Genomic DNA, 20,924 nt, shown 5'->3' on the forward strand with positions numbered 1-20,924 from the left:
TGTAGCTAGAAGATGAGGGCATCGTTAGAAGTCCCTTTGGGGCTTCTTTTCTCTTAATTACTGCTAAGTGGGTTACTTGCTAGATCAGTGAATCCGCTCAGCATTTCTCATCTTGTGACGATGATGCAATAAGGCCCTATTCAGTTGCCTGATCCGCCCCTGACTTTGATTGTAATCGTCCGTCCATAAAATCATCTCGGCAACAATGTTGCTTAGACTTAACTAAGAAAAACTCTCTACCTTAGGCTCAAAAAATTTCCATATTTTGTTTTGCAAAAACTAACTCAGTGCTCTATATTTTTATTGGTTCCTATTATCTTTTTTTGAAAAATAAGAAGGGTTCTTGTGCGTCTTGCAAAAGGGTATAACTCAATTTTAGTAAGTCTTGTACTGGCATTTTCTATCTTATTTTCGGGACAAAACATTGCTTTAGCAGAAGATCAACAGCCTACTAAAGATCTTGTTCCAGCAATGACTGACTTCGATAAACCTGCTCCCATCGTCATTAGTGAAAGCGCCCATTATGGGTCTGGTGGACGTAATGATTATGGATGGAAAGCATTTGATGATTCTGTTGATTTTAATCACTTAGATTTTTGGTACGTTTATGCAACAACACCGCCTGAAGGCGGCCATTTTTTAAAAGTTGATTTCGGTTCAACTGAAAAAAAGAAGGTTAATCAAATTACTATAACCCCTTTGTTCCACAATGACTCCGTAAAGTCACTTATCAAGGACTGGAAATTATATGGGTCAAATGATAATACAACATGGTCCCTTGTTACCGAAGGGAAGTTAGAAAATGATAGAACTCCAGTAACAGTAGAAACGAATAATAAGAAATACTTTAGATACTATCGTATCAACGTTTTAAATAGTTATTATGATCCGACTGGGAGTTCTGTAGGAATTATGGAATTGGAAATGATCGGAGACACACTCATAAACACTGATCCTGATCCAACTCCCGATCCTACGCCAGCTGGAGAGCGTGCATTACTTGTTATTAAAATGATTAGTGGTCTTGAAAAAGAATTTGATTTATCTTCAACTGAAGTAGAAAGTTTCATTAATTGGTATAATAATCGTGCAGATGGACGCGGCAACGAAACATACATATTTGAAAAGAACTTTAATAAGGGGCCGTTTACATCACGAAAAGATTACGTAGCCTTCAACAAAATCCAATCCTTTGAAGTCATGGAATATAGCAAATAACATAAACGGCACCCTCCATGAGGGCGCCGTTTATGTACTTACGCCTTTACAGCTATTATATGATTCATGGATATTCACTAGATTTCCTCATCATTTAACAGTTGAAGTTCCTATCGATTCGATCAATTCACTCAACATTGCACAAAGTTTTAGCGGCTGATCATGAATTATTCCACAGACGATGTAGGATGTTAACCATAGATAAACAAGTGCGACTTCGGGGAATATTTCCCACGCAGCAGCCTCACGACTATGATAAAACAGATAAAAGCGAAGACTCCCCCCAACCTTGGAGGAGCCTACAACTAGCTAAATTGGCGCTACTCGAAACATTCCGGTTAAAGTAGGGTACTGCTGAAAGCCGTATTTTTCATACAGTTTCTTGCCTTCGTTAGACGAAAAGAGACCGATAAAAGCTTGGTCGGGAGCACTCTCTTTTAGATAGAGCATGAGATTGTCCCTACCCCCATTTTTTGAAACTCCGGACGCACAACAATATCTTGCACATAAAAATAAACGTGCCCATCGCCAATAATTCGGCCCATACCAATTATTTTGCTTTCGAAGCGAACAACAACTGCATGCAAAGAATTTTCAAGTGAGTGGTTGATCACTTTGAAATTCATCATCTTTTCCCAACCGACAGAAACGCACAACTGCTGAAACTCTTCAAGAGTAGGTGGACGTTCTATCATCTCAAATGACATGCAATCCCTCACTTTCCATTTTTTAGTTATAAGGATTTAACTTCATTTGAGACACCCCTTACATGTTGATTAATGAAAATATTACCATTTTCGCTTGTAACGACGTCAGCTTTTGTCGCAAACGGCGAAAGCAAAATAAGCCACTTTTCATCGACTATACGTACCTTAGTGAAGCGGTATGTCTTTACCCAATCGACTACTACGCCTTGACCTTATTCTCCTTCCCAATTCCAAAGCCCTTGTTTGCCTATTGCGGGCACCGGAGCAATCCGTTTTACCTCCGTCAACTGCCAAGCAAACCTTCCTCGTTCAAACCACCCGAAGCTTATCTCGTTTCCTTCGATTGGTATCATTACTTCATCCGCTTCACGAATAGCTGCCACTTTGTCCGTTCCAAGCGTAACAATCTTTAGGCATTCTTCAAGTTTTGCTGTCGCTACCACTACGCCTGTCGGCAGGTTGTCCGCCGTATATTCGTGCTTTGCTAGTACGCTACGAAAAGGCTCCAGCAAGCAAATCTCCTTGTCTACCTTCTTGGCAGCATGGATCGCGATGGAGCCGCGGTATTTTGTGCTCCAGCTCCGAGTCTCAAACCTTTTTTCGCCCAAAGCGATCAGCGTCGCCCACGGCTGGTGAATGGTAATTGCTTTCATGCCGAACTGCCCCCCATTTGATCGCAGCTATCTACGTTCCTCGTCGTCTTCAGCCGCAATGCCACACACAACAATCATATGTTTTGACACGTATGTACCGATGGCTGCTCGCTTGCATTCACGTTCCCTGAATCAGCTTGGCACTTTCGCTGTCTGCCCCTCCCGATTATCCGATCGTCCATTATCGTAAAACGACGTTGGCAGAGATATCGGTGAGAGATCCTTCATGATTTTTTCCACTTCCTGAGCACAAAGCGGTTTGATTTGACTGAAATACTTCTGTTTTGCAAGCGACATTACAGTTGTGCAAATATGCGTATTAGTCACCGATGGAACTAATACTACATTAGGATCAACAGAGTAAAAGCCTTTTGAAGCAACCTCGCTTTCAAAGTCCTGGGTTAGCCGCACAATATCATAAATTTTAATACTGAATAACTCATCGCTGAACTTAACGTAGACATCAAATCGGCAATCTCTGCTTTCCGCCTCAAACTCAAGACACTCAGAATTATCTGTAACGTAAATTTGGATTTGGTCCATGCTCGCCTCGCTTGATTTTTTTGTGATGCAATCATGATGCCCCCTGAACGAACGGGTAGCTATATTCATTCTCTCATGGAGGGTAAGAAACACGGAAGATTTAATTACTTTATTGGTGAGAATTTCGAAAATTAAAAACTCCATCCCATGCCCTTTTGGCAAAGCTGAAAAAGAGAGTCCCTGATGTTACAAATCATCCATGCGGCAAAAATAAACACTCGCCCAGTCCACACACCTACAACAGTACATACGTATAGCAATAAGGCACCTCGTTTACGGAAGGAGTGATTCGATGCCCATCGCGAATGACAACAGGCAGCAGGTTTTGCAGACATTCGGAAAAAGTCGTCCTTTTTTTGTCCCGAATGTCGGCCAGGCGGATTCCCGACTTCATTATTACGTAAAAGGAGCCGATTATGAAGCGTACTTCATGCCGGGAGAAGTTCTCCTGACGTTTCAAGAGAAGCCTGCCGGAGATTTTTCGCCCACTGCAGCCCTCGGCTCTATTTTTCCTCAATCCGCGGAGAAATGGAACAAGCAGGTACGCGGAGTCCGGCTGTCTTTGGCGTTTTTGGACTCCAATCCGGCAGCAAAGCCGACAGGCCGCAAGCTCGCTACAAGGACAGTCAACTATTTGAAGGGCAACGATTCTTCCAAATGGCATACAAATATTCCTACGTATGAGCACGTCGTCTATCCGAAGCTGTGGCCGGGAATTGACCTCGTGTTTCACAGTGATAACGGCCGGATCAAATACGAATTTGTCGTTCAGCCCGGTGCGAAGGTGGCAGACATCCGTTTTGCCTATCGCGGAGCAAAATCGTTGTCTCTGGATGAGCAAGGGAATCTCCTCATACACACCGAAATCGGGGAGCTTCGCGAAGCACGTCCGTTCAGTTACCAGCAGATCGGCGGGCGGAAGGCAAACGTCAGCAGTTCCTTTTTGCTCGAACAGCAACTAGATGGCGCACCCGTCATTCGCTTTCGGATCGGAGCTGACTACGATCCGCATTACCCGCTCGTCATCGATCCTGAGCTGGAGTACTCCACGTATTTGGGCGGAGGGAATTTCGAGATCGGCTTTGCGATCGCGGTCGATGTAGCGGGGAACGCCTACGTGACAGGCTCTACAAACACTCCCGAAACGGCTGCAGTTCCTTTTCCCATCACTCCCGGAGCCTTTCAAACAACATTTGGTGGGACATCGGATGCATTCGTCGCGAAACTGAATCCCGCCGGAAACACTTTCCTGTACTCCACTTACCTTGGTGGAGGGGGGATCGACCAAGGTTCGGCGATCGCCGTCGACTCCTTGGGAAACGCCTACATCACAGGCAACACGAACAGCTCTCAAACGAATCCTGTTCCATTTCCCATCACTCCGGGGGCCTTTCAAACGACTTTTGGCGGAGCGTTGGATGCATTTGTCACCAAACTGAACCCTGCGGGCAACGCCCTCGTTTACTCCACCTACCTTGGCGGGGATTCCATCGATTTCGGCTCGGGTATTACCGTCGACGCCGCCGGAAACGCCTATATCGTCGGCACTACGGCAACTTCTCAATTGGATTTCACACCTTTCCCCATTACTCCCGGCGCGTTTCAAACGTCGTTTGGAGGGAACACAGATGTGTTTGTCACCCAATTGAATGCCGCGGGCAACGCGCTCATCTACTCTACCTATCTGGGCGGAGGATCGTTCGATTCCGGGGCCGCCATCGCGGTCGATTCCTTGGGAAACGCGTACGTCACGGGAAGTACCTCTACTCCCGAGACCGATCCCGTTCCCTTCCCGATCACCTCGGGTTCCTTCCAAACGCTTTACGGGGGAGGCAGCTCTGACGCGTTTATTGCCAAACTGAACGCCACTGGCAGCACGCTTGTCTACTCTACCTACCTGGGCGGCGGGCAAAACGATGCAGGAGCTGCCATCGCGGTGGATACGGCAGGCAACGCATACGTGGCCGGAAGCACCGCTACCCCCCAGACCGATCCCGCCCCTTTTCCAATCACCCCGGGCGCCTTCCAGACGGTCTACGGAGGGGGGCTCTTAGATGCGTTTGTCACCAAGCTGAACCCGACAGGCAGCGCGCTTGTGTTTTCTACCTATCTAGGCGGCAGTCAGGACGATCAGGCTTTCGGGATCGCACTTGATTCCTTGCCAAACGTCTACGTGGCGGGTATCACCAACACACCTCAAACAGCACCCGTCCCTTTTCCGATCACACTGAATGCCTTTCAACGCAACTACGGGGGCGGCAGCCACGATGCATTCGTGACCAGCCTGAACACCGCAGGCAACGCTCTCCGCTATTCCACCTACTTGGGAGGCGGGCAAGACGACCAAGCTTTCGGCATCTCCGTAGATGGATCGGGAAACGCCTACGTGACAGGCATTACTTCCACTCCTGAAACAGATCCGGTTCCGTTTCCCATTACTCCAGGGGCAGCGCAGACTTTATTTGGAGGGAATCTGGACGCATTTATCGTCAAAATCATCGTGCCAGCTCCGCCGATCCCTATCAACGTCCTCGAAGTCTGCATCCGCGTCCCTAAAATATACGACTGGGTCTACACTGCGCTCTCGGGCCGAAACGAAGTCCGGATTCCAGACGAGTGCCGCCCGCTGGTGGAAGCCGCAATCCTGGCCGGTCAGCGTATCGATATCCAATGTGCAACGCCGCTTGTTCCGCCATCATCCGGACACGTCCAGCCACCGTGCTGTTCAGACGCTGCTTGCTCGATTATCAGCATCCACCGCGACACCAGTCTCGTTTACGGAAACGCAGTGCGCATGGGCATCGTCCACTTTCTGCTTCGCTCCACGCAGTTGATCCGCGTATTTGCCGACAGCGCGCTGCTGTGCGAATTTTCGGCTCCTGCCCAGCTCGACAGCGAAATCGCGCTTTGTTTGCCCGAGCCACTGAATGCCTCCAACATCCGCTGCCACATCGTCGCCAGCGAGTGTACGCCGAGCAGCCATGTACTGTTGGACGGCAGGATCGCCATGGACATCGTCATCTGCGTGCAGATCCAGGTGGAAACGGATGTGAAGCTGGAAGTGCTCGCCAAACTTTGTGCACCTCGTCCGAACTCGTTCCCGGTTCCCGTCCCGCCCCCATCTTTCCGTTGCCCGCCCATTGCATTCCCGCCGCAATGCCCGAGCCTGTTCGCGCAATAAGCAACGATCGTCAAGCCGGAAGACATGCGTATTTTGCAAAAAGGCAGCTGGCGCTTCGGACTTTTCATTCTCGTTTCAAGCTCGGCTGCCTTTTGTTTGCTGTCCGGATAGTCCCATTTTAGTCAGTGATCGCCGCGCTCAAAATTTTGTATCGCAAGAAGCGCGAAATGGAAAACATCAGGAATCCATATTATGGTATAATTTCCGGTTGGCAGGAGCAGTCTGGGATTACTCCCGACCTTCGCAATCGTTCAAGTTGTCCGTTCAAGTTGTCCGCAACTCCATCGCACGCAAAAATCAAATTGGTAATGGGTGACCGCTCAATGATAAAACAGCTCGCAGTTAAAATGCCTTTAGTCTACAAACTCAGAATCCTTCAGCTTCGTTTAAAGAGAACGACTCGCAATCTGTTTGTGAATTTTGCCAATGAGCGAATGGTTGATCGCTTCCCCCATGTAGTCAAACGACATCAATCGCTTTTAAGGAGAAAATTGGGTACATCCGATCCGATGTTACAGGAAAATAAAATTACTAATCTACGCATTGCCCTAAAATCCATGGACGGGATTGTTTTGAAGCCAGGTGAAACCTTTTCGTTTTGGCATTTAATTGGGAAACCTACATCGAGCAAAGGGTATATTGACGGATTGCTGTTATCGCAAGGTGAAGTGAAAACAGGTGTTGGGGGAGGGTTGTGTCAGTTAGCGAACTTGCTTTTTTGGCTTGCCTTGCATACACCGTTAGAAATCACGGAGAGACATCATCATAGTTTTGATCCGTTTCCAGACGAGCATAGGGTCTTGCCTTTTGGGAGTGGGGCAAGCGTATTTTTTAATTACGTGGATTTGCGTTTCTTTAATCCCACCAATGATCAATTTCAATTTCACGTTTGGCTAACCGACCAACATCTAAAAGGAATTGTCTTTTGTGAAAACGAGTTGCCCTTTTCCTACCATTTGGAAGAAAGAAATCATCAATTCCATCATATAGACGGGAAAAATTTTAGAGAGAACGAAATATGGAGGAGAGTCATTGATAAACGAACCGGGAATCTTCTGCATGAAGAATTGATGATTCACAATTATTCTGAAGTCAAATATGAAATAACTCGGTAGGGGCATCAAGAACCTATCTTGATTTGCCGTAATGCAAAAGTTGTTGAGTGGTCAACACCCGCTGTTCCGTTCTGCCAAAACATTTGCTATCTTGCCTGCCCTGTTTCCTGCCCCCTTTTTTGCGGTACGAATGTAAAGATTCTTTAGCCAACATGTCTTTACCCGTTAGCTGACACTCGATTAGACGTTCAGCCACTTCTGGCTGTTCAATCTGCATGTTTGGCACGACCGAAATCGTTGCGAGCCATAAGCCATAAAGGAAGGAAGTCCAGCTCGATTGTGCCTCTCTCTGACTTGCTCCTCTGGTGATTAGGGCAGTTATTGGCAAATGTCCTCATTACCTTATTCATCTTCCTTGTCAAAAAAGCCGCTCGGTTGACCGACTCTTCCGCACTTTACTCAAGCTTTTCCAAGAAAAAACCCCAGGATAAATCCTAAGGATCAGCCGCCAACGACTAATTTGTTTGGATCAACAAACGACATGACCGTTTTGTTGACCGCAAACAGTCACATCCCGTTTGCTGAAAAAAGTATCGACGTTTTTCACAGAGAAAACCCTGCTCCTTGGATACTTGAAATATTACCCGCCGAATCCTCCGATACTAAATAAAGTGTCCAATATCCTGGCTCGGTAATAGTAAATCCATCCAAAAGCACCTGTTTCCGTTGATCGGCTGTTACATTCAATTGTCCAGATCGTACGATTCTCGGATCATTCCCGGCCATAATCAAACTTTTATTAGGCATAACGTTAAAATCCGCGTCCCTAACGAAGATATAGTAAATAGTCCCGGGCTCATCTGACCAAACCTCAAAATCTGCCGTGGTCGATGTGTGATTTCCAAGCATTGCATTCACGTTTGGAGCAATTGTATCATCGTGCGGTGTAACGATATGCAGTTCGCCTTGGGCGATATTGACATTATTCTTGTAAAAATGAAGCGTGATGTCATAGCTTGTATCCGCACGTAATGTTTTAATAGCACCAAATCCATAAGTCTCTCCGTAATTGAAGACCCTGTATTCCTGCCCATTTACATAAGCCACCATGTAATCGGCATAGTCGCTATCTGACCACCTCCATCTAAATTGGACTTGTTCCGCACTTAGTGCTGTCTGTTCGATTGTTACTGATAAGCTATTTCCAGGTCGCCCTGGACCTACACCGTGCGAGCGACTTTCATCGCACACGACGTTCCATCAACAAATAAGAAGATAAAGATTTACAACGGGCAGATTTAGGGTAAAGGGAGCAAGCTTATCTTGCAGCTAACTAAAGTTATCGTTTCAACCCGCGCGATTTGATGAATGGCGGGATAATTGAATCTCCAGCCCCATGCCAGAAGATCAGTTAAACCAATGGATGATCATTTCAATTGCCATAACGACGGGCCCAATTCAGAAATTTTTTCATCATCACAATCTCCTCCTTAGTTTAACGCTTAATAGCGCCTTCGCTAAGTAAGGACATCGGGAGAAAGATTTTAATAAACGACGAGAGGTAACTGGTAACGGGCATGAAGAAGCGTGAGCGGAAAATTTTTTCAAAATCGCAGCGCGAAACATTCTCAGCGGCGATGTTACACAGCTGGAACTAATCCACTTTCAAAGCATCACAAAAATGTCCAGCCGTTACATAGATAAGAAGTACATCACAGAGATGCGCCCGCGGTGGAACGACCAGGTCGAGATCCGAAAAAATAGAACCTTGCTGACGGGAAGTACCCCACTTAAAAGAGGCATTTTACCAGTTTCTTGTCTTTCTTCAGCTGAAGGACCCCTTCTCGTTGCTTCGGCAGAACAAATCGGATCGAGAACGGATTGTCTATCTGGAATGCCCTCTCAACACACCAACCCTTCCATATGTTACAAGAGATCAGACAGCATGGCGGTTCGCCACTGACTGTACCGCAAGGATGTTGTCGATTACAAAGACACGCGGCGCTTTTCTCGTGAGGCAGTACGCTTTCAGTCGGTCGTCTGAAATTTCGATGGGACGCAAAGTTCGCTGTGTAGTGCGGCCGTCACTGCCAAGGTAAATAATCCGGATGTACTGATGCTGTTGTATGGCTCTTTGCAGTTGCCTTTTCATGCTGTTCGCCTCCAGATAGGAACGTTTGTTTGTATTGTATGCGAACATAATACGAACATGCAAATAAAAAAAGCTCTACACTTGTGGAGCTTTGCAGAAGCGTCGAACTGCCCTATAGCTACCCGGTTAAAATTTTTCAGGGAATTGCTTGACGATGCCTTCTGTCAAAATGTCCGCCAAATGAATCATATGGATCTCGTTTTTGTCCGTTGCTGCAATATCCGCTTTCCAATCTCCTTTGAGACAGTTCAGAACTATTTCCGTAATCAATTGAAGGTGCGCATAAAGCATATCTTGCAGCGTTTTAAACTGCCAGTTCGGATTCGCTGCACTTAAAAATTTCGAAATATCGTCAGCGTTTCTATGCCAGTCCGCCTCCAGCTTTTTCACATCCGCCTGATTGCCCGCTTTGGCAGCCGCTACAATTTTCCCTGCAATCAAAATATGCTCTCTGAGAAGATCAGCCAGCTTATTTCCGGCGGCTTCCCCATAATAAGGCTTGATCAGATTCCCGATATCCTGCTGGTTCTGCAAAAGTCGGTCCAAAACGTCCTGCTGGTCTGGACGATTCGATATGGCACTGACAATGTAGCTTCTCGTCCATATTGTATGGTCGATCCAGACTTTCTGCATATCTGTCTTCAACTGCACCATTTTGGGACTGAGGCAAACTGAATCAGCTACCTTCCCCTCTTTAGCTTGCACGGATACTACTGCCTGCATCATGCTAAAAACGAGCGTCAAGGTCAACAGTAACGCAAGCAGTCGCTTGATTTTCATATTCATCTGCTCCTCTGTTCATAGGAAATAAGTCTTTTCAGGCTGTTTTATTATGGTTTAGATACCTGATTTTATACATTACACTTGCCACTTTGAGGTTATTTAGGGTTGTTTTCAATGGTTGCCAAAAGATAGATGAAATGCTCATGGAGTTGTTCAAACAGGCAACAGCCCTCCCCGGTTATCCCCCGGACGGAGGGCTGTGTTTTTGTCGCGTTGTTTTTTCTGTCGTCCGGTCAGGCATCGTAAACATGAGCCAGGGCAACTCGCTCAGTCCGCCTGCTGGATCGTTAGTCAATCGCTTTTTCCAGGCGTTCGAGTTGTTCAGTAGTCTTTTGGCAGTCAAACACTGTCAATTGCCTTCAAGCCGGCTTCACGTTTCCAGCCCTCCAGCTTCAAGGCCGTAGACGTTTCTTTATCGATAAAATTGTCAGGCTTATCAACATCATACTTATCTAGCCTATCCGTCTCAATCAAACTTGATCAAATTATGCGGGTACACTGGGTCAGCAACGTCACCCGTCTTCCATATCTTCTGGAAAACGCTTCTGCTGAGTGATCCAAGTGACACAATTCTACTAGCACTTAGCGGAATCAATGCATAAGTTGTTGAAGCGTCATGTCCTGCTGCCATTACTGGCCCGTCTGGTGAGATTGTGACAGGTGCACTGTTACAGTCCGCGCCTGGATGAGTGAACAAGTAAATAAAATGATCCTGATCCAAGACTTTACTCGTATTTTGCACCCAACTTCCAAGTGATTCTAGAACAACCGTGTTCTTCCCCCTTTCCAAAAGAAAAAGCCGCTCGGTTGAGCGACTTCGAAAAGTAATAGCTATTAGAGTGCTGTCTAATCTGCAGTACCAGTATAGAAAGGCAAACCGATAGGCGAAGAAGCATTGTGAGCTGCATCTTCAGCAAGAGTGTAGTTGGTATTGCCAGGAGTCAATCCACTTAGATGGACATTACACACGGCGTTCCATCAACGGATAACAAAGGAGATTTACAACGGGCCAATTAAGCGTAAATATTTACAAGATTTGAATGCAACATTTGAATCCACGTAGCAAGTGATAACAAAACAGCCGATTGGATAAATCGGGGAGCCACTCGACAATCAGCTTCATCAAGGAACAGTCAAAAGAAGTTTTCACTGGGTTCGAACCAGCGCCCACACCTCTTACTTACTTTGTATAAAAAAAGACTTTTAATAAAAGTCTCGTGGATTTGAATCACATTCTATTTTTAAAGGCATAAACCAATTTCTCAGGAATTTTCGTGTATCTGAAACTGTTATCGGAACATCGCCTTTTTGAATATCGAGGTACAGGCTATAGCCTCCATCAGATTTAGACTCAATTGGAATCAAGTCAATGAATTCGTTAAAATCTTTTACTGCTTCGCTGGCGCTATCTATTTGTGGTTTGGTTACATCACTTACAATCATCAAAAATTGTCTCTTCAACAATACACCCCATTGTTTTTATTTTCATTATATCACAGTAATGAAAAGCAGGTGGGAAACGAACAGTTGGCGACTTATCGATCTTATCAGAAAATGGTGGCTAACCGCCGCCCTTTGTATTGAGGTTTTGGGTGGGTCATTTGTACCTCTGGTGGCACTTCACTATCCCTACGCAAGTTGAATAGGTCTTTTGGCATCCTCACTCAGAAGACAGCTTTGCGGAAAATTCGATTCCATGATATCCGTCATCCTCATGCAAGCTTGCTATTGAAACAAGGAGTAAATTCGAAAAGGTTGTATTAGAAATGCTAGATCAGGCCAATGTCCGTATTACATTAGATACATATAGAAACCTTTGCCTAATCTCCAGAGAGACACCCGGGATGGATTTGGTAATATATTCTACAAAACCCGAAAATAGCCTAGGTTCGTATCAAAATACAAATTCGTATCAAAACCAATGAAACAACCGAATGACAACAATAAGAAAAACCCCTTGATTACCAAGAGGTTTCAGCATTCATTATATGGTGATCCGGACTGGGTTCGAACCAGCGACCCCCACCCTGTCAAGTAAACTGGAACGAAATGTTGTCCTTTTACTGACTGGGCTTGTCCTTGATATATCAAACCACTTACTTCCAGTATCAATTATCATAAATATATAGTAGTCGGTAAAAGAAGTCAAGTGGTCGCCTTAAAATATCTCCGATAATACACAAAGTTTGTATAAATCTAAATCAAACTCTTAACTTGTATCTGCTTTTCAGCCGTCAAACTCCCATCATTAAGAGTGCAAATCAACTTGAAGTAACCTATTTTATTGTTGCTGTTCGCTTTCAGCGTGCAACTTTCACTTGTCTGACTTGTTATCGACACTAAATCCGTTGTTCCTCCTGTTGTATTAGTAATACCCCACGTTGCCGGTTGCATTGAAACCTGTTGACCATTGTTGGTCAATACGGCATTCCATGTTTTAGTTTGCGTCACTCTCATATCAGGATCGCCAACGATTGTTAAAGCGAAATTGTCTTGTTGAACTGCTTCAACAGTGAGTGTAATTGTATCATTAACATCTGATTTTTCAGGCAATGCAGCCGTAATGGTCACTAATCCTGTATTTATAGCAGTAACTAATCCATTTGAATCCACTGTTGCGACATTAGAATCACTTGAAGTAAATACAACAGTTTTATCTGTCACAGATTGACCGTTTAGTGTTACCGATACATTCAATTGCAGAGTATTACCTTCTGTAATAGACGTGTCCGAGTTAGTTATATCAACGGTATATACCCAACTTCCTGCATTTGCAATTTCATTTTCTTTATCGTCCACAGCATCATTAAATTGATCCTCTTTGCACCACAATCTAAGTAATCCTTTTTCTGTTCTGTCAATGGCTTCTACTTCCCACGCTCTGCCCATTTTAATGAACCGCTGACCAACTACAATTTGTAATGTTTCCTCGTTTTCTTGTAACGTCACTAGGATTTTGCTGTTAGGTAATGTCATAAATTGGCCTGTCTCTACATCAAACACTTTTCCGTCTACAATAGCAGGAAACTCTTTAACAGTACCTGTAAAGTTGAACTTAATCCGATAGTCACAGACACGCATAAACGCTCTGTAACGCCCGCTACGCTGTCCATTGACTTCAGAGATGATTAACCAGTCCTCATCATTGTAATGGACTAAATAACCCCTTTGAATCGGTGTAAGAGTACTGATTTTTTTGTCATCAACGTCTGTGCTGAGTGTCGTATTTGAAATGACCGCTCTTACAGATCGATTATTGATTAAAACATCCTGTCCTAGAGTGTCTAGGATATATTGAAAATCGTCTGGATTGGATTGAAACAAATTAACCATATACATCCTCCCTTACTGATAAAACAACATAAAAAAAGAGCCATTAGTATTGGCTGCTTTCTCTTCGTCAATTTTCATTTTGTGGATTTTGTTTTCTAGTTGGTCAATACGTGCCATTAAGTTTTCATGGAATTGACTAACTGTTTGATCATCGGAAGTATAGTTTTTCATTAATTGTGGCTGATTGGAAATTGATCCCAATATCGCAAGTGCCGTTTCGTAAATTTTTCGTGTTTGTGATTTGTTTGTAGGCTCGTATTCTGCCAATGGTTGTAGCCCTGATTCTCCAAGATATACGTCAATTTCCTCTGGTGTAAGTGTGATTCCCTTTATCTCCATTTCGAGACGTGATTGGTTAGTCATTATGGTTCCTCCTTGTAGATTTGGGTAAAAAGAAAAACTGCCACAATGGGCAGTCAGAATTCTATTGTCCTAACGAATCTTTTAACATCTGTTCTAATTCGGCTTGAATCTCCTCTTGTGTCATAGATTCGACAGGTTTATACTCACCATTTTTACTGTAATCTGCTGGATTATCAGAAGGCCCATCTTTGGGAACATACTGCCCGTTTTGGTCGTAATCCGATGGGTCTTTAGAAGGTGCTTTTGGATCGGCTTCTAGTTCCTCTTTAGTATAAACTGGTTGATTGTTGGTTATGGGCTTAGTTGAATTACTATTATGTGTTTCTGGTTTGGTTTGGGTAATCCCACTTGATGGGTCACCTCCACATCCAGTTAATAATCCAACTAATGCAAGCGACAACAATACCCTTTTCACAGTAATTCCCTCCTGATTTGATCATAGGAGGATTTTACCATATCTCAAGGAGTATTTTGATTACATTTGGAAAAAAATGAAGTATGTGGTCGGGTAATAAATAACACTCAGACAAGCATTTATTAGGACAATAGTTTTGCCTTTTGTTTATCAAATTCCTCTTGACTTATGATTCCTTGTTTAAGTAACTCGGAAAGTTTTAATAGTTCGTCTGCAATAGATATTGATGAATTACTTTCCTTTGCTACAGTTATTTCTTCAACTTTTTCTTGTATCTTTGACTTGTCTTCTTCATCCGCCTGTCTAATCAATACACTAATTAATGCTTGCCAATGATTAGCATTTTCAATTGCTGCTTTATATTTAGGACTGTCTTTCTTTTCTCCATCCTTAGTTTCTTGGTGAGTTGCTAAATCAATACTCTTGAAAAAATTAACTTTGTGAATCGGATTGCTTGTATCATTTACAATCACTTTAAGATCGACATTTTTGACTTTTTCCATTGTTTTTTTCTCACCAGATAAACCACCGACAATTGCTCCAACTCCTCCTGCGAGAACAGCACCCAACAAAGCACCACCAATTTGACTGCCTCTCGAGGTTTTTGTGACTGAGATACCATCTTCAATAATCTCGGACTCTAAAATGTCCTTATAGGAGTATGTATATGACCTATCAGTATACAGGAAAGATATTCTTTTAGAGTTTTCATCAATCGCAATACCACAATCATTGTATTCTGACATATACCTCTTTGAAATGGAGAAGTTTTCATTTCTTCTCATTAACTCAATGGTTTCATCCATCATACTCCTTTTTTGAGCCAACTCTTTATCTCTTTTTTCTTTGTCTTTTACACTAAAATAAAATCCAGCAACGACAATACCTATTAAAACAGTCCAACCTAGTGCCTTACTAATACTAAACATCCAAGCAATAATAATAAATGCAATTCCGACACCAAGACATCCTGCCATCTAACTAATCTTCCTCCCCAGTACGAATATTCCACCATCATAGTACCATTATCATAGATATATGGGAATATATTCTCCAACTAGGGTATGATAGATTTTTTCAGGGTGGGTGTAATTGGGTATGCTACAGCACCTTTCATGCCAATTGGGGTATCGAACATTACTGATGAAAACTTGATTTTATCACGTCTATTCCCGAACATTCCCCAGATTAAAACCGTTGATAATGTTAGTTATCAACACCTGACCACAAAACAGGCAAAAAATAGACCACTAACTCCATGATTAAGTGGTTAAGATTGACACAATTAGCCATTTATCAGGATCAATCAGCAACAGGAATCAAGAGGAACGCAAAATTTTTGAAATCTCACGTTCCCCTGCCGCTTTTATTTTTTGTTTCACCTGATGAAACGGATAGTATAACATGTGTGGGCGAGTGGACATTATCTCTTTCCACTCAATCCCTTATCATTCATACTATTATTTCCCAACGTTTTTTCTCAAACTCTCCGAATCCATACTCTCCTGATCATCATTATTTCCCGTTTTGTTTCCCATCTGATACTCCTTTAATCGTTCCAACTCTTGCACCACATCATTAGTGTAAGGTGATCTTTCCAAAATACTTTCAATACTAATTGCTCCCATATCACTAAGCACTTTCAGATTATCAATTACCTCTTTAGCCGATTGCGGTCGAGCATACTGGAATACAATCCCTAAAGAATCAAAAGCATCATCTGAAATCCGTTTACCTTTCAACTCTAATAACTTTCTAATCTTATCAAATCGCTGTTCCATTCCTTCACGCATATACTTCTCATTCATACTGGCTTTTAGGTCTGATAAACTATAAAGTAGACGGATGCTGACCTCGCTTAAATTGGAAATGTCCACTTTTCCCATTGCAACGCCTGGCGTATTAGAAATATCGAGTAACGTAGTCATAAGCGTCTTGTAGATTGTCTCAAATGATTTATAATCTAACTGATTGCTGACCATCTTAAAGTCGCTGCCATCATCTAAGGCTATACCAGCCCCGACTACATTTGAAGGAAGCCCACCACCTTTTAACTGCTGTCCAATCACAACTGGTATAGGATTATGATGTTTATGGAATGAATCTGCAAACTTACTGAGTAAATCCTCCATACTGTCGATGATGGTTACTATATCCTCTAAGTCACTACGTCCGATTGTACTATCCAATTCATTCTGGTTCTTATAGACAATTGGCAATCCGCTAAGATTGGAATATTCCCCGACTAACTTTAATCTTCCGTCTTTGTTTGAATACTTCTGCACCTTATCAGGGTAGTAGACTGTATAGTAACTCACATTATCAGCCGTTGTATAATGCTCGATAAACGCTATGTAGTTGTTCTCATCATCATATACAGGATATGAATCAGCAGGATCAATCAGTTTACTTTTAATTGTTCCATCAAAATCCACGAATACATATTCAGCCACGAATCCATATTTCGTAATCTTATCCAGCACATCAAAGTCAATTCGGTCATATTTCCCTTTCTTATAAACCTTCTTATATTCCTTAACTACACTATCCTGACCTGTCAATGTGATCGGATGAGAGAGCAAATATGATGTACTAAAATTCAATACGTTCTTCGCATACTGCAAAACGATCTTTCTAGGGGTAAATTCACGACCGTTATACATGTAGGATGGAGTTTGAAGAATTGCATGATTGCCCGACAGATACTCTTTTATATCAATTATGTTATTAATCCGTTGCATATTGGCAACTGAGTTGCACTCTTCAACGAACCATTCTGGATTTGCGTCATGTTGTTCTCGAATATATTGATCTATACTCATCGGATGACCTCCTTAATTAATTCTTTAAACGTACCATTTTCCTGCTTTCATTCCTTGAATCGCCAACGCGGCGGAAATAACCAAGTCGTCATGGTAACTTTCTCCTGAACCTCTTTTGTTGCCCAGTTTTCCGTCTTGGTCTACATATATCTTCATTTGTTCAAGTGTTTGTTTGCACTCAATGTTGATCATGCCAACCTCAAACTGCTCTTTAAAATCTGAGATTAAAATGGCTTTATTGGCTTTTGTTGTTTGCCAACCGACTTTTAGTTTCTTCTTTCCCTTTTGGTCAAACGTCTTATGCTTGTACATGTTTAGGTAACCTTTCTCTTTACGGATACGTTCAATTAATGGTAAGCCATATGAATTTGACTCAACCACAAGGAAGGATTCATTAAAATATCTTGCTAAGGAATCAACCACATCTGCAAACTTATAAACTGGAATCTCATTATTATAGAAACTCGCAACCTGTTGACCTTCAGCATCAAATATACTGATAGTAGAGAAGTCCGAATTTTTACCTCCACCAGAAGCCGTATCAACACCTGTATAGTACCGTTTTCCACTCCTTGGTCTATGCCAAATAAAAAGCGACTTACCAAGATAAGGTTTTAAAACCTCTGGTAAATCGCTTAATTCGCTGTATGGTAAAGGTTCACTTACAAATTGCAATCGCTCAACGATCTTTTCCGTCGAGAATACAGATTCGTTACTCGTTTGGAATGCTTGGTCTGGCGTTGTTGGAAACTCACGATTCCATTTATCCAAACTGTTCGTAGCAATGTAATACCGCCTAAACATCAATTGCCTTAACGTAGCACCATACTTTTCAAACAAAATCCGCTCATCATGTTCTAAGTCTTTCTCTCTTAATCTGTTGCCTTTGTTATGGAGTTTATACCATTCCTCTGCCTCATCAAACACCACTTTGAACTGTTGACGGTAAGCATCAGCCAGCCAACTATAAAACTTGGCGTTCCAGACACTTTCTTTACCTCTATATGATTTAAGAAACAACTCGGCAAAATAATTGTAACCCATACCTGTACTCTCAATCCAAATCATAGCCGAATCATTCTTTGCTAGTGCAGGAATAGCGGTTGACAATATCTCCTCCTGTACGTTGTTTGGATATTTGCCCATCTCCGAGAAATGGATAAATTGAAAAGTATTACCTGAAATAGCGTCATCCCCACCAGCAGTAGAAATGATTATCCTTGAGCCATTGGAGAGGAACAACTCATCCCTATTGTTTAAACTATCTTTTGGAAACAGTTCAGGATACTTAGCATGAGGGAGATTTTTATACATCTTTTTCAATTTGACGAACAAACTTTTGCTCACACTGTTATGATGTGTCATGATTATGTAACTTGTGTCTGGCCTTGTTATAGCCGAGTACAACATGTAGGCCAAAGATAGTGTTGTAAAGCCGATTTGTCGTCCTTTGAGGATAACATTGTATTTTTCCATTGTGCTAATGTACTCAGATTGCTCTTTGTTCAAGACAAACGGAACTAGATCACCATTGTTGTCAATTATTTTGATAAAATTCTTGGCAAAAAGTTCAAATGAACTCATTATCTTTTCAAGTTTTTGCTTTTTTGTTAGCGCAGCCACCGTTTCATCTCCTTTTCAGGTAAGACTAAAAAGGCAGCCGAAACATCGGCTACCCTTTTGGGAAATAGGATTTTATAACGCTTTAAAAAAATGCAATCATTTTATTTGTATTTTCCTCAATTACATAAAGCAACATTCCATCATGAACTAACTTGAATTTAGGAGAGTCTCTTTTCTTCTGTTTACCAATTTGTTTTTCTAATACCCTTTCCAATTCCTTAATGGAAGAAATGATTGAATCAGCCATTTGAACATGGCGAACTGCAATTTTTGCAGTAGTAAGTCCTCCATTTATAGGAGAATATACATTCCCATCCACTTCAGTTAACAGAAATGAACCAGACTTTCTTGCATCAATTATTTCTCTTTCGGTAAGATCTGGAGTTATCGAAATTGCATCAGGAATTCTAAAAGGTTCAAGTAAATGTGGCCAGTTCTTATTTACAATACGTAGCAACTCCTTGTTGCCCCATAAATCTTTTTGTTTGTGCGGAAGAACTTCTAAAAAGTAGATATCTTTTTCGAAAGACATAAAAAAAAGCAACTCATCAGACCTACTGTAAAAGTAATCATCATCTTTGTCTTTTTTGTTATTCAAATGTAAATGATATATGCCCCAATCAACAAGCAAATCATCTGGCTTTTCAATTTTAAAGATACCTTTACTTAAGTGAGGATTAATATCTTTTCCCCTTTCGATTTTAACTTTTATACTATCAAGCGCTTCTTTAAAAGGGCTTGCAATTTCTTTGTTGGATAACTCAGAGGATATATGCACTTTTCTTGGATAAGGAGTGATTAGTTTTGACTTTAAATTTAGATAGCACATTAACAGATAATGAGCGTCTTGCCTTCTTGGTACAGCCATGTCAAACTTTTGGAATATTTCTATCAATGCTCTTTTTAGGTCTTCAACTAAATTCACCGTTTCGTCCTCCTTTTCTCAAGCAATACAATATTATTCCAGTAAAGTAAAAAGTTCAATATCCACCAATTGCCGCTTTCTTTTAAAGTTCCAAATCATCGTCATCCTCTTCGTCTTGTTCAACTGTATCCTCGAACGCTTTAAGTGCTTGCTGCTTGTACTGTTCGATCTCTTTCTGTAGCGAAAGAAGCAGTTTAACCGATTTCTCATCACCTTTTACTGCTTTATCTCTTACCGCTTCATACATATCAATGAGATCCTGTGCTGTTTTTGTCGCCAAAACCATACTGGCAATGTGTTTGAACTCATCAGTACGCTCCCATTTATGGAAACTGTTCATGGTCTTTTTATGGACTGTATGTAAAAATTCATCCTCGGTCATAGTCTTATTTGTATCAAACCAAAGATTAAACTTATACTTTACATACTGCTGTTTCGGAAATGGCAGTTTAGCAATCACATCATAAATATTCATTAGTGCACCACCTTTAAGTGACGTTGCTCTCTATCCTCAAAACGCTCTAACAAAACATCCAACCGTTGATTGATTTCTTTCATACCCATTTTCATAATCTGTTGTTCATCAATGACGATTCCCATTTTTTCGGCTAATTGTTGTAAACGAATACTATTTTCTTTCAACTCTACATTTGTTTGCTTAATTACTTCTAACATTTCATTCATTGTTTCTTGCATTTGAGATACCCTCCAGTTTTAGTTTTGAAATAGAAAAGGTGACTACCTTGATAAATAGCCACCACGAATAAGTTAATTCCTAGTATTCCTATCTGATATTAAAATAGTTTGTACGAAATGGGGTACAATAGATATTTTTATTATTTAGCAGTGCAACGGACAAATAGTAGGGGAGTAGGTACTCCCACCAACATCATTCATTCATTAACCAGACATTCAAAATAAACAACATATTAGACTAACCAACTTTAATTAACTGTTCAAATTGCCTTCTTGGTAATAATTTCTTCAATTGACCATCATCATAGAAGTATTTGAGTACATTTGAAAACGGAATAATTTCACTCATTGAGATTTCACCATCTTCAACTTTTTCAATTGGTAAAGTAATTTTGTATAAGTTCGGCTTATGTTTTTCTCCGTTTACTCTGCGATTGTGAATGTCAATCAAAAAG

19 protein-coding genes and 1 pseudogene are annotated in these 20,924 nt (G+C 42.0%); 3 read left to right on the forward strand and 17 right to left on the reverse strand.

All coding sequences use genetic code 11. The features are described 5' to 3' along the window. Window positions 1-345 precede the first annotated feature (345 nt). Window positions 346-1,218, forward strand: coding sequence for a discoidin domain-containing protein (locus DEP07_RS01420; RefSeq protein WP_173599832.1), 873 nt, complete (start codon window positions 346-348; stop codon window positions 1,216-1,218). 309 nt (window positions 1,219-1,527) lie between these two features. On the opposite strand, the pseudogene DEP07_RS01425 reads toward DEP07_RS01420, so the two are convergent. The 3 genes and pseudogenes from DEP07_RS01425 to DEP07_RS01435 all read right to left on the reverse strand — a co-directional run bounded on the left by DEP07_RS01425 (window position 1,528) and on the right by DEP07_RS01435 (window position 3,265). Beyond that, window positions 1,528-1,925: pseudogene (locus tag DEP07_RS01425) on the reverse strand (GNAT family N-acetyltransferase). A 212-nt stretch (window positions 1,926-2,137) separates the two neighbouring features. Beyond that, window positions 2,138-2,578 carry an ASCH domain-containing protein gene (locus tag DEP07_RS01430; RefSeq protein ID WP_122964851.1) on the reverse strand — a complete coding sequence of 147 codons (441 nt, stop codon included), beginning with the start codon at window positions 2,576-2,578 and terminating at the stop codon, window positions 2,138-2,140. A gap of 132 nt (window positions 2,579-2,710) precedes the next feature. Next, window positions 2,711-3,265, reverse strand: coding sequence for a hypothetical protein (locus tag DEP07_RS01435; protein ID WP_287101991.1), 555 nt, complete (start codon window positions 3,263-3,265; stop codon window positions 2,711-2,713). Between the two features lie 148 nt (window positions 3,266-3,413). Between DEP07_RS01435 and DEP07_RS01440 the strand changes: the two genes are divergently transcribed. Continuing rightward, window positions 3,414-6,302, forward strand: coding sequence for a DUF7948 domain-containing protein (locus tag DEP07_RS01440; RefSeq protein ID WP_122964849.1), 2,889 nt, complete (start codon window positions 3,414-3,416; stop codon window positions 6,300-6,302). A gap of 323 nt (window positions 6,303-6,625) precedes the next feature. Next, the gene (locus tag DEP07_RS01445) at window positions 6,626-7,417 is read left to right on the forward strand and encodes a VanW family protein (protein ID WP_287101992.1); all 792 of its coding nucleotides are present in this window, start codon (window positions 6,626-6,628) and stop codon (window positions 7,415-7,417) included. A gap of 543 nt (window positions 7,418-7,960) precedes the next feature. On the opposite strand, the gene DEP07_RS01450 is transcribed toward DEP07_RS01445, so the two are convergent. From DEP07_RS01450 to DEP07_RS01515, 14 genes are all read right to left on the reverse strand, one after another. Next, on the reverse strand, window positions 7,961-8,608 hold the full coding sequence (locus tag DEP07_RS01450) for a hypothetical protein (RefSeq protein ID WP_141254226.1): 648 nt from the start codon (window positions 8,606-8,608) through the stop codon (window positions 7,961-7,963). 685 nt (window positions 8,609-9,293) lie between these two features. Beyond that, window positions 9,294-9,509: a WYL domain-containing protein gene (locus DEP07_RS01455; RefSeq protein WP_122964847.1), complete on the reverse strand. Its 216-nt coding sequence runs from the start codon at window positions 9,507-9,509 to the stop codon at window positions 9,294-9,296. Window positions 9,510-9,635: 126 nt separating this feature from the next. Continuing rightward, window positions 9,636-10,289, reverse strand: a complete 654-nt coding sequence (locus DEP07_RS01460) for a glycosyltransferase (protein ID WP_287101993.1) — start codon at window positions 10,287-10,289, stop codon at window positions 9,636-9,638. A 1,206-nt stretch (window positions 10,290-11,495) separates the two neighbouring features. Next, the gene (locus DEP07_RS01465) at window positions 11,496-11,735 is read right to left on the reverse strand and encodes a hypothetical protein (RefSeq protein ID WP_122964845.1); all 240 of its coding nucleotides are present in this window, start codon (window positions 11,733-11,735) and stop codon (window positions 11,496-11,498) included. Between the two features lie 753 nt (window positions 11,736-12,488). Then, window positions 12,489-13,625: an Ig-like domain-containing protein gene (locus tag DEP07_RS01470; RefSeq protein ID WP_287101994.1), complete on the reverse strand. Its 1,137-nt coding sequence runs from the start codon at window positions 13,623-13,625 to the stop codon at window positions 12,489-12,491. 12 nt (window positions 13,626-13,637) lie between these two features. After that, window positions 13,638-13,988, reverse strand: coding sequence for a hypothetical protein (locus DEP07_RS01475; protein WP_287101995.1), 351 nt, complete (start codon window positions 13,986-13,988; stop codon window positions 13,638-13,640). A gap of 61 nt (window positions 13,989-14,049) precedes the next feature. Continuing rightward, window positions 14,050-14,403 (reverse strand): hypothetical protein, encoded by a 354-nt coding sequence (locus DEP07_RS01480; RefSeq protein WP_287101996.1) that lies wholly within the window; start codon window positions 14,401-14,403, stop codon window positions 14,050-14,052. 122 nt (window positions 14,404-14,525) lie between these two features. Continuing rightward, window positions 14,526-15,380 carry an SHOCT domain-containing protein gene (locus DEP07_RS01485; RefSeq protein ID WP_287101997.1) on the reverse strand — a complete coding sequence of 285 codons (855 nt, stop codon included), beginning with the start codon at window positions 15,378-15,380 and terminating at the stop codon, window positions 14,526-14,528. 483 nt (window positions 15,381-15,863) lie between these two features. Beyond that, window positions 15,864-17,225, reverse strand: coding sequence for a phage portal protein (locus DEP07_RS01490; RefSeq protein ID WP_287101998.1), 1,362 nt, complete (start codon window positions 17,223-17,225; stop codon window positions 15,864-15,866). A 24-nt stretch (window positions 17,226-17,249) separates the two neighbouring features. Next, window positions 17,250-18,848 (reverse strand): DNA packaging protein, encoded by a 1,599-nt coding sequence (locus DEP07_RS01495; protein WP_353772863.1) that lies wholly within the window; start codon window positions 18,846-18,848, stop codon window positions 17,250-17,252. Between the two features lie 82 nt (window positions 18,849-18,930). After that, a complete protein-coding gene (locus DEP07_RS01500; protein ID WP_287101999.1) occupies window positions 18,931-19,773 on the reverse strand; it encodes a hypothetical protein in 843 nt (280 codons plus the stop codon). A gap of 82 nt (window positions 19,774-19,855) precedes the next feature. Then, on the reverse strand, window positions 19,856-20,248 hold the full coding sequence (locus tag DEP07_RS01505) for a hypothetical protein (protein WP_287102000.1): 393 nt from the start codon (window positions 20,246-20,248) through the stop codon (window positions 19,856-19,858). Beyond that, a complete protein-coding gene (locus DEP07_RS01510) occupies window positions 20,248-20,469 on the reverse strand; it encodes a hypothetical protein (protein WP_287102001.1) in 222 nt (73 codons plus the stop codon). The genes DEP07_RS01505 and DEP07_RS01510 overlap by 1 nt, the downstream gene beginning before the upstream one ends. Window positions 20,470-20,707: 238 nt before the next feature. Continuing rightward, the coding region (locus DEP07_RS01515; RefSeq protein WP_287102002.1) for a hypothetical protein at window positions 20,708-20,924 on the reverse strand (217 nt) is incomplete at its 5' end.

It is taken from the genome of Brevibacillus sp. (assembly GCF_003521185.1).
In the GTDB taxonomy this organism is placed as follows: domain Bacteria; phylum Bacillota; class Bacilli; order Brevibacillales; family Brevibacillaceae; genus Brevibacillus; species Brevibacillus parabrevis.